This window comes from Paracoccus tegillarcae (genome assembly GCF_002847305.1).
Lineage (GTDB): Bacteria > Pseudomonadota > Alphaproteobacteria > Rhodobacterales > Rhodobacteraceae > Paracoccus > Paracoccus tegillarcae.
The window spans coordinates 895303-907524 of the sequence record NZ_CP025408.1 but is presented as its reverse complement, the minus strand read 5'-3'; the positions used below and the strand labels follow the sequence as shown (position 1 = coordinate 907524).

14 protein-coding genes are annotated in these 12222 nt (G+C 65.4%); 4 read left to right on the top strand and 10 right to left on the bottom strand.

The features are described 5' to 3' along the window. Positions 1-111: 111 nt before the first annotated feature. From CUV01_RS04575 to CUV01_RS04530, 10 genes are all read right to left on the bottom strand, one after another. Positions 112-444, bottom strand: a complete 333-nt coding sequence (locus CUV01_RS04575; RefSeq protein ID WP_101459425.1) for a DUF1491 family protein — start codon at positions 442-444, stop codon at positions 112-114. Then, positions 437-1357: a GTPase Era gene (gene era, locus CUV01_RS04570; protein WP_101459424.1), complete on the bottom strand. Its 921-nt coding sequence runs from the start codon at positions 1355-1357 to the stop codon at positions 437-439. Before era ends, CUV01_RS04575 begins: the two co-directional genes overlap by 8 nt. Continuing rightward, positions 1357-2043, bottom strand: coding sequence for a ribonuclease III (gene rnc, locus CUV01_RS04565; protein ID WP_101459423.1), 687 nt, complete (start codon positions 2041-2043; stop codon positions 1357-1359). The genes era and rnc overlap by 1 nt, the downstream gene beginning before the upstream one ends. Then, positions 2040-2831, bottom strand: a complete 792-nt coding sequence (lepB, locus tag CUV01_RS04560) for a signal peptidase I (protein ID WP_101459422.1) — start codon at positions 2829-2831, stop codon at positions 2040-2042. Before lepB ends, rnc begins: the two co-directional genes overlap by 4 nt. Positions 2832-2891: 60 nt before the next feature. Further along, the gene (acpS, locus tag CUV01_RS04555) at positions 2892-3302 is read right to left on the bottom strand and encodes a holo-ACP synthase (protein ID WP_101459421.1); all 411 of its coding nucleotides are present in this window, start codon (positions 3300-3302) and stop codon (positions 2892-2894) included. After that, complete coding sequence (locus tag CUV01_RS04550; RefSeq protein ID WP_101459420.1) at positions 3299-3760, bottom strand: hypothetical protein; 462 nt, start codon at positions 3758-3760, stop codon at positions 3299-3301. Before CUV01_RS04550 ends, acpS begins: the two co-directional genes overlap by 4 nt. Beyond that, positions 3757-4491, bottom strand: a complete 735-nt coding sequence (locus tag CUV01_RS04545; RefSeq protein WP_101459419.1) for a pyridoxine 5'-phosphate synthase — start codon at positions 4489-4491, stop codon at positions 3757-3759. Before CUV01_RS04545 ends, CUV01_RS04550 begins: the two co-directional genes overlap by 4 nt. Position 4492: 1 nt before the next feature. Next, the gene (locus CUV01_RS04540; RefSeq protein WP_101459418.1) at positions 4493-5338 is read right to left on the bottom strand and encodes a 4-(cytidine 5'-diphospho)-2-C-methyl-D-erythritol kinase; all 846 of its coding nucleotides are present in this window, start codon (positions 5336-5338) and stop codon (positions 4493-4495) included. Then, positions 5335-7296: a tetratricopeptide repeat protein gene (locus CUV01_RS04535; RefSeq protein ID WP_232962511.1), complete on the bottom strand. Its 1962-nt coding sequence runs from the start codon at positions 7294-7296 to the stop codon at positions 5335-5337. Before CUV01_RS04535 ends, CUV01_RS04540 begins: the two co-directional genes overlap by 4 nt. 87 nt (positions 7297-7383) lie before the next feature. Beyond that, positions 7384-9039: an electron transfer flavoprotein-ubiquinone oxidoreductase gene (locus tag CUV01_RS04530; protein ID WP_101459417.1), complete on the bottom strand. Its 1656-nt coding sequence runs from the start codon at positions 9037-9039 to the stop codon at positions 7384-7386. Positions 9040-9270: 231 nt separating this feature from the next. Here CUV01_RS04530 and greA point away from each other — a divergent pair, with 231 nt between their 5' ends. The 4 genes from greA to CUV01_RS04510 are packed head-to-tail and all read left to right on the top strand — an operon-like array spanning position 9271 to position 12210. Beyond that, on the top strand, positions 9271-9741 hold the full coding sequence (greA, locus tag CUV01_RS04525; protein ID WP_101459416.1) for a transcription elongation factor GreA: 471 nt from the start codon (positions 9271-9273) through the stop codon (positions 9739-9741). Continuing rightward, positions 9742-10668, top strand: a complete 927-nt coding sequence (locus CUV01_RS04520) for a hypothetical protein (protein ID WP_101459415.1) — start codon at positions 9742-9744, stop codon at positions 10666-10668. Further along, positions 10655-11590 carry a 2-dehydro-3-deoxygalactonokinase gene (locus CUV01_RS04515; RefSeq protein WP_101459414.1) on the top strand — a complete coding sequence of 312 codons (936 nt, stop codon included), beginning with the start codon at positions 10655-10657 and terminating at the stop codon, positions 11588-11590. The genes CUV01_RS04520 and CUV01_RS04515 overlap by 14 nt, the downstream gene beginning before the upstream one ends. Continuing rightward, positions 11587-12210: a 2-dehydro-3-deoxy-6-phosphogalactonate aldolase gene (locus tag CUV01_RS04510; RefSeq protein WP_101459413.1), complete on the top strand. Its 624-nt coding sequence runs from the start codon at positions 11587-11589 to the stop codon at positions 12208-12210. Before CUV01_RS04515 ends, CUV01_RS04510 begins: the two co-directional genes overlap by 4 nt. The last annotated feature ends 12 nt before the right edge of the window (positions 12211-12222 follow it).

The following is a 12222-nucleotide window of genomic DNA, read 5'->3' as shown; positions in this document are numbered from 1 at the left end:
CTCTTGTTGATTAGCCGGGTTCCGATTCCAAGGATAGCGCGACCCTGAAAATCCTGTCCGATCAGACAGGCTATTTAGCTTGGTCCGCGCGTTTTTCTGCGCCTTGGCCCGTTACAGGCCCTCTTCGCCCAGCAAAACCTGTCCATCACGGCTTTCGACCTCGATGATCCACAGATCGGGATCGAAGCCGCGCTGACGATGGGCGGATGCGTCGATGTCACGTTCGCTGCCCTCTTCGGTCATGCGCCAGTCACGGGTATCGGTCTCGAAATCCCATTCGCGCGCCCAAAGTTGCGCGGTGCCGTCCAGCCGCGCGCATTTGACCAGAACCGCACCGGCGGTGTCGTCGCCATGCGCCACGACATAAGCCGGAATATTGGCCTGCCCCAGACGCGCCAGATAGGCGGCAACCCAGATGCCGGTTGCCAGACGCGCCTCAGGCATCGCCGTCGCGGAAATCCAGGCCCATTTCACGGAACCGTTCGGCTTCGTCCAGCCAGTTCTCGCGTACCTTGACCTGCAGGAACAGGTGGATCTTGGTGCCGGTGAATTCCTCCAACTCGGCACGGGCGGCGGTGCTGACGGCCTTGATCGTCTCGCCGCCCTTGCCCAGCACGATGCCCTTATGGCCGGGGCGGGCGACATAGATCAGCTGATCGACACGGGCCGAGCCGTCCTTGCGGTCCTCCCAGTTTTCGGTCTCGACCGTCAACTGATAGGGGATTTCCTCGTGCAGGCGCAGGGTCAGCTTTTCGCGGGTGATTTCGGCGGCGATCATGCGCATGGGCAGATCGGCAATCTGATCCTCGGGATAAAGCCAGGGACCGGCGGGCAGTTCGGCGGCCAGCCATTGCGCCAGATCCTTGGTGCCGTGGCCACGCTCGGCCGAGATCATGAAGGTCCGGGTAAAGGGATAGGCCTCGTTCATCTTTTGCGACAGCGCCAGCAGGGCCTCGGACTTCACGCGGTCGATCTTGTTGATGATCAGCGCGACCGGGCCCCTTACCTGCTGCGCCTTCAGCGCATCGATGATGGCCTGGGTGCCGTTGGTCAGGCCCCGGTGCGCCTCGACCAGCAACAGCACGATATCGGCATCCGAGGCCCCTCCCCAGGCCGCGGCAACCATCGAACGATCCAGCCGGCGGCGCGGGCGAAAGATGCCGGGCGTATCGACAAAGACGATCTGCGAGGCGTCCTCGATGGCGATCCCGCGGATGCGCGCGCGCGTGGTCTGCACCTTGTGGGTCACAATGCTGACCTTGGCGCCGACCATGCGGTTCAGCAGCGTGGATTTTCCGGCATTGGGTTCGCCGATCAGGGCGACAAAGCCGGCGCGGGTCTGTGGGGTGTCGGTCATCAGCGGGCCTCTAGTTGATCCAGCAAGGCCTGCGCCGCTGCCTGTTCGATGCTGCGTTTGGTGCCTGCGCCTTTGGCCACGGCGTGATTGCCGTCGGACAGGCGGGCGGTGATTTCAAAGACCGGCGCGTGGTCGGGGCCGCTGCGGCCGGTCTGCTCGTAATTCGGCGGCGGCATCCCTTGCGCCTGCGCCCATTCCTGCAGCGCGGTCTTGGCGTCGCGGGGATCGTTGTCGATGCTGTCCATCCGCGATGCCCAGAGGCGCAGGATGACCTGGCGCGCGGTCTCGTATCCGGCGTCCAGATAGATCGCGGCCAGCACGGCCTCCATCGCGTCGGCCAGCATCGCCTCTTTGCGGCGACCGCCCGACATCATCTCGGATCGGCCCAGCTTCATCACATCGCCCAACCCGATCTCGCGGGCGATATCGGCGCAGGTCTCGCCGCGCACCAATGCGTTATAACGCGGCGCAAGCTGACCCTCGGTCGCCTGACGATCGGCGGTGAACAGTGCCTCGGCCATCACCAGCCCCAGCACCCGGTCGCCCAGAAATTCCAGCCGCTGGTTGTCGGGCCGCGTGGCCGAGGCAATCGAGCCGTGAGTCAGCGCCCGGATCAGCAGTTCGGGGCGGGTGAAGTCATATCCCAACCGCCCCATGAAAGCGTGTATATCGGCGCCTATTCTCACTCGACCGCCTTGAAGAAACGATCACTGCGCCAGGTCCAGAAATACAAAAGCGAGCGCCCGGCCGAACTGAACATGATCCGGTCAGCGCGGCCGATCAGAAATTCAGCCGGCACAAAGCCCAGACCGCCGGTCGCCGGGTTAAAGCGCGAATCTTCCGAGTTGTCGCGATTGTCGCCCATAAAGAAATACTGGCCCTCGGGGACGGTAAAGGTGGCCGTGTCATCTGCAACCCAACCATCCATGATATTGAGCACATCATGGCTGTGCCCGCCGGGCAGGGTTTCGGTAAAGCGCTGCTTGATACAGTCGTCACCTTCGGACACCGGATCATTGGCGCAGCGCGGGATCAGGCCCTGCGGCCCCTGCTGTTCCTTGGTTTCGACGAAATCCTCGACCTGAACGGTTGGTACCTCTTCGCCGTTCAGCCACAGCACGCCATCCTGCATCTGGATGGTGTCACCGGGCAGGCCGATCACGCGCTTGATGAAATCGACGCCACGGGTCGGATGACGGAAAACCACCACATCGCCGCGCTCGGGTTCGCTGGCGAGGATGCGGTCTGAAATCGGGCACATCGACCAGGGGCATGAATGCGCCGAATAGCCGTAGGCCATCTTGTTGACGAACAGGAAGTCGCCGATCAGCAGCGTGTCCTTCATCGAGCCGGACGGGATCCAGAACGGTTGAAAGAACAGGGTGCGGAAGATGCCCGCGATCACCAGCGCCCAGAAGATCGTCTTGATCGTCTCCCAGATGCCGTCCTTTTTGGTGGCGGTGCTATCGGCCATTGCTCGTCATTTCCTCAACTGCGTGGGTGGCGCGTTCATGGTCCTGCGGCGGGGGCAAAGTCAAGCTGTGGCGCTGCGTCGGCGGGCCTCGATCACCACGAAGGCCTGCGCCCAGGGGTGATCGTCGGTCAGCGTGACATGAACGATGGCCTCGTGCCCCTCGGGCGTCATCTCGGCCAGCCGGTCGGCGGCCCATCCGGTCAGATGCATGACAGGCTGGCCCGTGCGCAGATTGCTGACCGCCATGTCACGCCAACTGATGCCCATCGCCAGCCCGGTGCCAAGCGCCTTGGAACAGGCCTCTTTGGCGGCCCACCGCTTGGCCAGGGTGCCTGCCTCGTCCTTGCGCCGGCGCGCCTTGGCCAGTTCGGTCTCGGTAAAGACACGGTTGCGAAAGCGGTCGCCAAAGCGGTCCAGCGTGCCCTGGATACGCTCTATATTTGCAAGGTCCGTGCCGATGCCAAGGATCATGAACCGGCAATATCGGCGGTGATTTCGCCCGTCGACTGGTTGATGATGACGGTCAGTTCGGCCGGTTCGCCGCCCCCGGTTTCGGGAACGAACGTCTCGATGGGAATCTGCAACCTCAGACCCTGCTCGGGGTCGTAATCCGCCGACCGTCCCGCGAAATCGATGTTGAGGAACCCAAAGGCGCCGCCGCCATCGGGTCGCGACAGCGAGACCAGCTTGCACTGCCTGTCGCCGATCTCGTTGCGCGGCGGTGACAGGATCATCAGGTGCACGGCGGCTGCGGCGGGTTCCATCATGTCCAGCACAGCGCCGCGGACATCGCCATTGGCGTAGCTCGCGGTTGTTTCTTCCCAGGGTTCCTGCAGGTTTCTGGCCGAGGCCAGATCATCGCAATCACCAACGCTTTGCGCCATTGCGGGCGACGTCAGCAGCAGCAAGGCGGTCAGGGCATGTTTCATTCGCGGGCTTCCTCCATTCGGCGGCGCATTTCAGTGATCGCGGGGCCAAGACCGGTAAAGACCGACTCGGCGATCAGGAAATGCCCGATATTCAGTTCCATCACCTCGGGAATGGCCGCGATCGGACCGACCGTGTCAAAGGTCAGGCCGTGGCCGGCATGGACCTCCAGGCCCAGACTGGCCGCCAGCGCCGCGCCCTCCTGCAGGCCCTTCAACTCCTGGTCGCGCTCCTCGATGCGCCCCTCGGTGTCGTAATCGCAAAAGGCGCCGGTATGCAGTTCCACGACCGCCGCGCCAACGCGGGCGGCGGCGCGGATCTGGTTGGGGTGATGGCCAATGAACAGCGACACCCGGCTGCCTGCGGCGCGCAGCGGCTCGATATAATGGGCCAGCGCATTTTCGTTGCCGGCAACGTCCAGCCCGCCCTCGGTCGTGCGTTCCTCGCGTTTTTCGGGGACCAGACAAACCGCATGCGGCTTATGGCGCAGGGCAATGGTCTGCATCTCGGCGGTCGCGGCCATTTCCAGATTCAGCGGCAGTCGCAGCCCCTCGATCAGCGCCTCGATGTCGGCGTCACTGATATGGCGGCGATCTTCGCGCAGATGCGCGGTGATGCCATCGGCGCCGGCATCCTCGGCAATCCGCGCGGCGCGCAGCGCGTCGGGCCATGGCGTGCCACGGGCGTTACGGATGGTGGCGACGTGGTCGATATTGACACCCAGACGCAGCATGTCAGTCCTTTCGGCCGGTTTTGGTGGAAATATAGCCCGGCGCGGGCAGCGGCGCCAGTTCTGTGGCCACGGTCCACCAGCCGGGCCGCGTCAGCGCGTCTGCGGCTGCGCGGGCGGCGTCGGGGCTGTCGAAAATGCCAAAGCAGGTCGCCCCGGACCCCGACATGCGCGCCAGCCGCGCCCCGGCACGGTCCAATGCAGCCAGCACCTCGGCGATCACCGGCACCAGAGAGATCGCGGCTGGCTGCAGGTCATTGCGGCACCGGGCCAGCCAGTCGATCAGGCTTTCGGCGTCGTGCCAGTCGGGATCTGGCAGGCCGGGGTTGTCGCGCCGGCTCAGCGCTGCAAAGACCGGCGGGGTTGCCAGCGGCTGGCCCGGATTGATCAGGACCAGCGGCAGGGCAGGCAGGGGTGGAACAGCGTCCAGCCGCTCGCCCACGCCGCGCATCCGCAGCGGGCGGCTGGCCAGGCAGACGGGAATATCTGCACCAAGCGCGGCGGGATTGTCCGGCAACGACCAGCCCTGCGCCGCCAGTCCCCGCATGACGGCCGCCGCATCGGCCGAGCCACCGCCGATCCCCGAGGCGACAGGCAGGTTCTTGGTCAGGTGAATGCTTGCCTCTGCGCCCATCGCGCGGGCAGCCCGAAGGCACAGATTGCTGTCATCGGTCGGCACCTGTTCGGCGAACGGCCCGTCAACGGTCAACGCCGCAGGGCCGGTTTGCAGACTCACATGGTCACCGATCGCCGCAAAGGCCACCAGCGAATCCAGCAGGTGATAGCCATCCGCGCGCCGTCCGGTCACATGCAGCGCAAGGTTCAGCTTCGCCGGCGCGGGCTGGATCATTCGCTTTGCGTTTCGGCGCCGTCCGTATCGCCCTCGTCCTGTGCCGAGGCGGGGCTGTAATCCGCCGGCGCGCCGTCGCCGCCTTCTTCTGCCATCACCGCGTCCAGTCCGCGATCCAGCTTGGCGCGGATGCGGTCGGGATCGACGTCATTATCGGTTTCGGTTGGCTCCAGCGACAGCGCGCGCCGCCATTGCACCTCGGCCTCGCGCTTGCGCCCGACCTTCCAGTAGATATCACCCAGATGGTCGTTGATCAGCGGATCAGAGGACATGCTGCGTGCAGCCTGCTCCATCGGGGCGACAGCCTCTTGATAGCGGCCAAGCCGGTAATAGGCCCAGGCCAGCGAGTCCTGGATATATCCGTCGTCAGGTGCCAGCTCGACGGCTTTCTGGATCAGGGACAAGCCCTCTTCGAGGTTCTCGTTCCGGTCGATCCAGCTATAGCCCAGATAGTTCAGCAGGCTCGGCTGTTCGGGGCGAATCTCCAGCGCGGCGCGCAGATCGGCTTCGGCGCGCTCGAACTGGCCTGATCGTTCCAGCGCGATGCCCCGCGCATAAAGCGGAAACCACAGCGCATCGGCGTCATCCTCGCCGATCAGGGACAGCGCCTTGTCATAGGCCGGCACAGCGGCGGCGAATTTGTCCTGCTGGCGCAGCAGATCGCCCTGCGCAATCCAGGCCGCTGCCAGATCGGGATAGGCCGCCGTCAGCGCAAGCGCGGCCTTTTCGGCCTCGTCCGGGCGTCCGGCACGGGCCAGCGCGTCGATGCGCGACAGCTCTGCCACCGGGCGCACCTGGCCCAGACGGCGCAAGGCATCGAACTCGGCCTCGGCCAGATCGTATTGACTGTGCATTTGCAGGATCTGCGCCGTGACCAGCCGCGCATCGCCCATATCGGGCGCCACCCAGCTTGCAAGGCGCGCATGGATCAGGGCCAGCGGTTCGGGTTCGGGGCTGGTGGCCAGCGCGCTGGCAAAGGTCAGAAAGACCTGCGCGATGCCATCACGGGGCGAGCGGACCACATCGAAAGTCACATCCTCGCCCGCCTCAAGCGCGCTGCGCAACGCCATGACCGGGGGCTCGGCATCGCCGCCGGGCACCTCGGCCAGAGAGGCCAGCGCCTCATCGGGACGATCCAGCTGCGCCAGAACCTGCGCGCGGGCCACATAGGCCATCAGGTGTCCACCCTCGGCGCCTGTGTCCAGCAATTCCTCGGCGCCCTCAAAGTCGCCAACCACGGCGCGCGCCATGGCCAATTGGTAATCCAGCATTCCAGCCGCGCCGGGCGTGGTGCGCAGCTTTTCCAGATCGGCCAGCGCCTCGGTGGCATCGCCCGCGCCCAGTTTGGCCCAGGCCGCCAGCATACCATCCAGCAGATTGCCGGGACGGGGTTCTGCCTCTGCGTCGGGATTGTCGGCGTGGATCAGCGCCAACAGCCCGTCCCAGTCCTCATTCTTGGCCATATCGGCGCGCAACAGCAGTCCGGCCAGATCGGTGCCGGTCTGCTGGTCCTGCGTCAATTGCTGGGTCAGTTCCAGCGCGGCTTCCATCTGACCGGCCGAAATCATCGCGACCAGCGCGCTGTCTTGCAGATAGCGATCGCCCGGATCATGCGCGACGGCCTGTTTGAAATAGCGCGCGGCTGCCTGAAAATCGCTTTCCACTGCCGCGATGCGGCCCGCCAGATAGGGGCCCGCCAATCCATATGTCAGCGGCGCGGGGTCAGCCGCAGGGGCCTGGGCCGCAGGCTCTTCGGCCAAGGGCTGCGCGTCTGCTGGCTGCGCGTCTGCCGGTTGCGCCTCCTGAAGCTCTGCCTCAGGCGTGGCTTGCGCCGGTTCTTCCGAGCGCAGGTTGTCGGGGCGCGGCAACGGCGCCTCTTGCGCGGTGGCGATGGTGCCGGTCGCGATCACGGCAGCCAGCGCGGATGCCAGCCAAAGCTTATGCAGGGGTTCGGTCAAACTGACGTTCCGTCTGGTTATTTGCGGTCCGGCGCAGGGTAACGCTGAGGCAGGCGGGGGGCAACGCCACCCCGCCCATCCCCCCGATCACATATTCGGGTAGTTCGGTCCGTCTCCGCCTTGTGGCGTTGTCCAGTTGATGTTCTGCGACGGGTCCTTGATGTCGCAGGTCTTGCAGTGCACGCAGTTCTGGAAGTTGATCACGAACTTCGCCTCGCCAGCCTCTTCGACCACCTCATAGACGGCCGCCGGGCAGTAACGCTGTGCGGGCTCGGCATATTCGGGCAGGTTGACCGCAATCGGGATCGACGGGTCTTTCAGTTTCAGATGGCAGGGCTGGTTTTCTTCGTGATTGGTAAAGCTGAAGGACACGTTGGTCAGCCGGTCAAAGGACAGTTTGCCATCAGGGCGCGGGTAATCGATCGGCTGGAAATCAGCCGCCTTGCCGGTCGCGGCGGCATCGGTCTTGCCGTGCTTCCAGGTCCCAAGCGGGTTCCAGCCGGTGACATTCGCCACCCACATGTCAAAACCGCCAAGCGCAAGGCTGGGAAAAAGACCCCAGCGCGACCAGATCGGCTTGACGTTGCGCACGCGCTTGAGGTCCTTGCCGATTGCGCCGCCGCGCACGGCGTCGTCGTAATTGTCCAGCCGGTCGCCCTCGCGGCCCTCGGCCAGCGCGGCGGCTGCGGCCTCGGCGGCCTCGATCCCCGACAGCATGGCATTGTGGTTGCCCTTGATGCGCGGCACGTTCACCAGCCCGGCCGAACAGCCCAGCAACAACCCGCCGTCGAAGGACATTTGCGGGATCGATTGCCAGCCGCCCTCGGTGATCGCGCGGGCGCCGTAAGCCACCCGTTTGCCACCCTCCAGCAGTTCGGCCAGCATCGGGTGATGCTTGACGCGCTGGAACTCGGAATAGGGCGACAGATAAGGGTTCTGGTAGTTCAGATGAACGACAAAGCCGACCAGGACCTGATTGTTCTCAAGGTGATAGATGAATGACCCGCCGCCGGCGTTCTTGCCCAGAGGCCAGCCCATCGTGTGAACCACGCGGCCTTTCTGGAATTTCTCGGGATCAACCTCCCAGATTTCCTTCATGCCAAGGCCGAATTTCTGCGGCTCGTGGCCGTCTGACAGGTTCAGCTTTGCCATGATCTCCTTGGCCAGCGATCCGCGCACGCCCTCGGCGATAAAGACGTATTTGCCGTGCAGTTCCATCCCCGGCTCGTATTGCGGGCCCGGCGTGCCGTCGGGGTTCAGCCCCATCTCGCCCGCGACCACGCCCTTGACCCGGTCGCCATCCCAGACGACCTGGCTTGCGGCCATGCCGGGGAACACCTCGACCTCCAGCGCCTCGGCCTGTTCGGCCAGCCAGCGGCAGACATTGCCCATGCTGACGATGTATTTGCCATGGTTCGACATCAGGGGGGGCATCGGCCAGTTCGGCACACGGACCTGCCCGCTTTCGCCCAGAATGTAGAAGTTATCGTCGGTCACCTCGGTGCTGACCGGCGCGCCTTTTTCCTTCCAGTCGGGGATCAGCCGGTCCAGACCGCTGGTGTCCAGCACCGCGCCCGACAGGATATGCGCCCCGATCTCGGACCCCTTTTCCAGTACCACGACACTGATCTCGGGGTTGATCTGTTTCAGCCGGATCGCTGCCGACAAACCGGCCGGTCCACCGCCAACGATGACAACATCATACTCCATCGACTCGCGTTCGTGCTGGCTCTCGTCCGTCATGGCTGGCGCTCCCCTCTGATTTGCTGGCCATAGCACTACCGCGCCCTGCGCGCGGGGGCAATCATGACGCAAGGATGCCGGTGGCCAAAAGACGCCGAATCTGCCCGTCGGCCTTGCATTCGGCGCGGTCTTGGTTGCAGTGTGGATGCCAGACATGCGCGCCCCTGCCAGATTATTTGGCGGGGGCGTTCGATTAACGTTGAAACAATTCAGCCAACCGAAAGGCCCGCAATGGAAAAAATACCGATGACCCGGAACGGCCATCAGGCGCTGGACAGCGAACTGGCAAAGCTGAAAAGCGATGAACGTCCGGCCGTGATCCGCGCCATCGCCGAGGCACGTGAGCATGGCGATCTGTCAGAGAACGCCGAATATCACGCCGCGCGCGAAAAACAGGGCTTTATCGAAGGCCGGATCAAGGAACTCGAGGCCGTGCTGTCGCGCGCCGAGGTGATCGATCCGTCGAAATTCACCGGCTCGATCAAGTTCGGCGCCAGGGTCACGCTGGTTGACGAGGATACGGACGAGGAAAAGACCTATCAGATCGTCGGTGAACCCGAGGCCGATATCGAACGCGGCATGCTGAACCTGCGCTCGCCGCTGGCGCGTGCGCTGATCGGCAAGGAAGAGGGCGACAGCGTCGATGTCACCACACCCGGCGGCCTGCGCAGCTATGAAATCCTGTCGATCCGCTATGAATAGATGAGCCTGCGCAAGCAGATAGGCGCTGCTCTGGGCAGCGATGAGGCCGTTGTCATCGGTGCCGTGCTGACGGCGATCTGGCTGCTGATGGCCGGGTCGTTCTGGCTGTTCGGGCCTGATGTCGCCACGCCGCTGTCGGGGCTGATGCAGCTGTTCAGCGTGATGGCGGTGCTGGGTCCGATCGTGCTGATCTGGCTGGCCGTGGCGATCGCCGGTGCCATTGCCAGCCTGCGCAGCGAGGCGGCAGACCTGCGCCTGCGCCTTGGTCAGATGCGCGACGCCGGCGGCGGCCGGATCGGGGCGACAACCGCCGCCGCGCAGCCGGCTGTGCCAGCGCAACCGCGACCGCAGAGCGCCCCCGCACCCCGCCCGCAACCGATGCCGCAACCCGTGCCCCGGTCGGCGGCCACGGATGGGCGGCAGACGGCGATGCGCTTTGATGCGCCGGCCTCGGTGACGGTCGCGCCCGATGACCTGATCCGCGCCTTGAACTTTCCCGAGGGTCCCGACGATGTGGAAACCATCGCCGCCTTGCGCGCGGTGCTGCGCGATCACGATAATTCCCGTGTCATCCGCTCGGCGCAGGATGTGGTGACGCTGTTGTCGGAAAACGGGCTCTACATGGATCACCTGTCCACGCAGCCGCCGCGCCCCGAATTGTGGCGCCGCTTTGCCGAGGGCGAGCGCGGCGCGCAGATGCAACAGATGGGCACGATCGAGGATCAGCAGGCGCTGGATCTGACGCTGGCCATGTTGAAGGGCGACGAGATATTCCGTGACAGCGCGCATCACTTTTTGCGCCATTTCGACCTGATGCTGACCCGCGTCGGCACCAGCCTTGACGATGATCAGTTGCAGCTTCTGGCCGAGACGCGCTCGGCGCGGGCCTTCATGCTGCTGGGGCGGGTGGCCAATGTCTTTGGATAGGGCAGGGTCGCTGAATGGCGGGGGGGCTTTGCGCCCTGACTGGATCGCGCTGGATTGGGGCAGCAGCAATCTGCGCGCTTATGCCATCGGCGACGGGCAGATCCTGGCCGAGGCCTCGGGGCCCGGCGCGGCAGAATTGGGCGATGCCGCCGCATTCGAGGCCGCGCTGCTGGCCGTTGTCGGGCCGTGGCTGGGCGATGCGCCTATGCCGATGCTGGCCTGCGGCATGGTCGGCAGCCGTCAGGGCTGGGTCGAGGCCCCCTATCTGAGCGTCCCCGCCGCACCGCTGGACAATGCGGCCATGGTGCCGGTCCCCGCCCGCGACCCGCGCATCGCGCTGCAGATCCTGCCGGGAATGCGGCAGGACCGTCCCGCCGACGTCATGCGCGGCGAGGAAACCCAGATCGCCGGCCTGCTGGCGCTGCGGCCCGATTTCGACGGCGTCGTCTGCCTGCCCGGCACGCATTCCAAATGGGCGCGGATCAGCGCCGGCGAGGTCGTAGGCTTTCAGACCGCCATGACCGGAGAGCTGTTTCACCTGCTGTCCACCGCCTCTGTCCTGCGTCACGGCATGGGCGATGGCTGGGACCAGACCGCCTTTGACGATGGCGTCGCAGAGGGCCGTCGCGATGCCGACCGGCTGCTGACGCGCCTGTTCACCCTGCGCGCCGAAGGGCTGATGGATCAGCTCTCTGCCGATGCCGCCTCTGCGCGCCTGTCGGGCCTGCTGATCGGGGCCGAACTGACCGCGACCCGTGGCTGGTGGCTGGGGCAGGATGTGGCACTCATCGGCACTGATACGCTGACCCAACGCTACGCCGCCGCGCTGGCGCAGCAGGGCATCGAGGCGCAGCAATATGACGGCGGGAACATGGCGCTGGCCGGGCTGGCGCGGGCAAGAACGCAGAAGGGCGGGACATGAGCGAAGCGAACCCCAAGGGCCGTGCCATCGTGGCGATCCTGCGCGGCATCACCCCCGATGAGGCCCTGCCGGTCACCGAGGCACTGATCGCGGCGGGGATCACCCGCATCGAAGTGCCGCTGAATTCGCCCGATCCGCTGGCCAGCATCGCCGCCATGCAAAAGGCCCATGGTGATCGCGCGCTGATCGGAGCTGGCACCGTGCTGACGCCCTCTCAGGTGGTCGCGGTCGGATCGACCGGCGCGCGGCTGATCGTGTCGCCCAATTGCGACCCGGCGGTGATCGCGGCCACGAAATCGGCCGACATGCTGTCTTATCCCGGCGTCATGACCCCGACCGAGGCATTCGCAGCGCTCAGGGCGGGCGCCGATGCGCTCAAGCTGTTTCCGGGCGAGTTGATCGGCCCCCACGGCCTCAGGGCAATGCGCGCGGTGCTGCCGGGCGATGTGCCCGTCTTTGCCGTGGGCGGGGTGACGGCGCAGAACATGGCCGACTGGTGCGCCGCCGGGGCCACCGGTTTCGGGATCGGCTCGGCGCTTTACAAACCGGGCGACAGCAGCGCCACCGTGGCCGAAAAGGCCGCCCGTCTGGTCGCAGCCCATGACGCCGCGCTGCAATAACCGGGCCGGCTG

Excerpts from the sequence above, each read along its gene's own strand:
- CUV01_RS04575 (WP_101459425.1), bottom strand. The coding sequence starts at position 444 with ATGCCTGAGGCGCGTCTGGCAACCGGCATCTGGGTTGCCGCCTATCTG.
- era (WP_101459424.1), bottom strand. The coding sequence starts at position 1,357 with ATGACCGACACCCCACAGACCCGCGCCGGCTTTGTCGCCCTGATCGGC.
- lepB (WP_101459422.1), bottom strand. The coding sequence starts at position 2,831 with ATGGCCGATAGCACCGCCACCAAAAAGGACGGCATCTGGGAGACGATC.
- acpS (WP_101459421.1), bottom strand. The coding sequence starts at position 3,302 with ATGATCCTTGGCATCGGCACGGACCTTGCAAATATAGAGCGTATCCAG.
- CUV01_RS04550 (WP_101459420.1), bottom strand. The coding sequence starts at position 3,760 with ATGAAACATGCCCTGACCGCCTTGCTGCTGCTGACGTCGCCCGCAATG.
- CUV01_RS04545 (WP_101459419.1), bottom strand. The coding sequence starts at position 4,491 with ATGCTGCGTCTGGGTGTCAATATCGACCACGTCGCCACCATCCGTAAC.
- CUV01_RS04540 (WP_101459418.1), bottom strand. The coding sequence starts at position 5,338 with ATGATCCAGCCCGCGCCGGCGAAGCTGAACCTTGCGCTGCATGTGACC.
- CUV01_RS04530 (WP_101459417.1), bottom strand. The coding sequence starts at position 9,039 with ATGACGGACGAGAGCCAGCACGAACGCGAGTCGATGGAGTATGATGTT.
- greA (WP_101459416.1), top strand. The coding sequence starts at position 9,271 with ATGGAAAAAATACCGATGACCCGGAACGGCCATCAGGCGCTGGACAGC.
- CUV01_RS04520 (WP_101459415.1), top strand. The coding sequence starts at position 9,742 with ATGAGCCTGCGCAAGCAGATAGGCGCTGCTCTGGGCAGCGATGAGGCC.
- CUV01_RS04515 (WP_101459414.1), top strand. The coding sequence starts at position 10,655 with ATGTCTTTGGATAGGGCAGGGTCGCTGAATGGCGGGGGGGCTTTGCGC.
- CUV01_RS04510 (WP_101459413.1), top strand. The coding sequence starts at position 11,587 with ATGAGCGAAGCGAACCCCAAGGGCCGTGCCATCGTGGCGATCCTGCGC.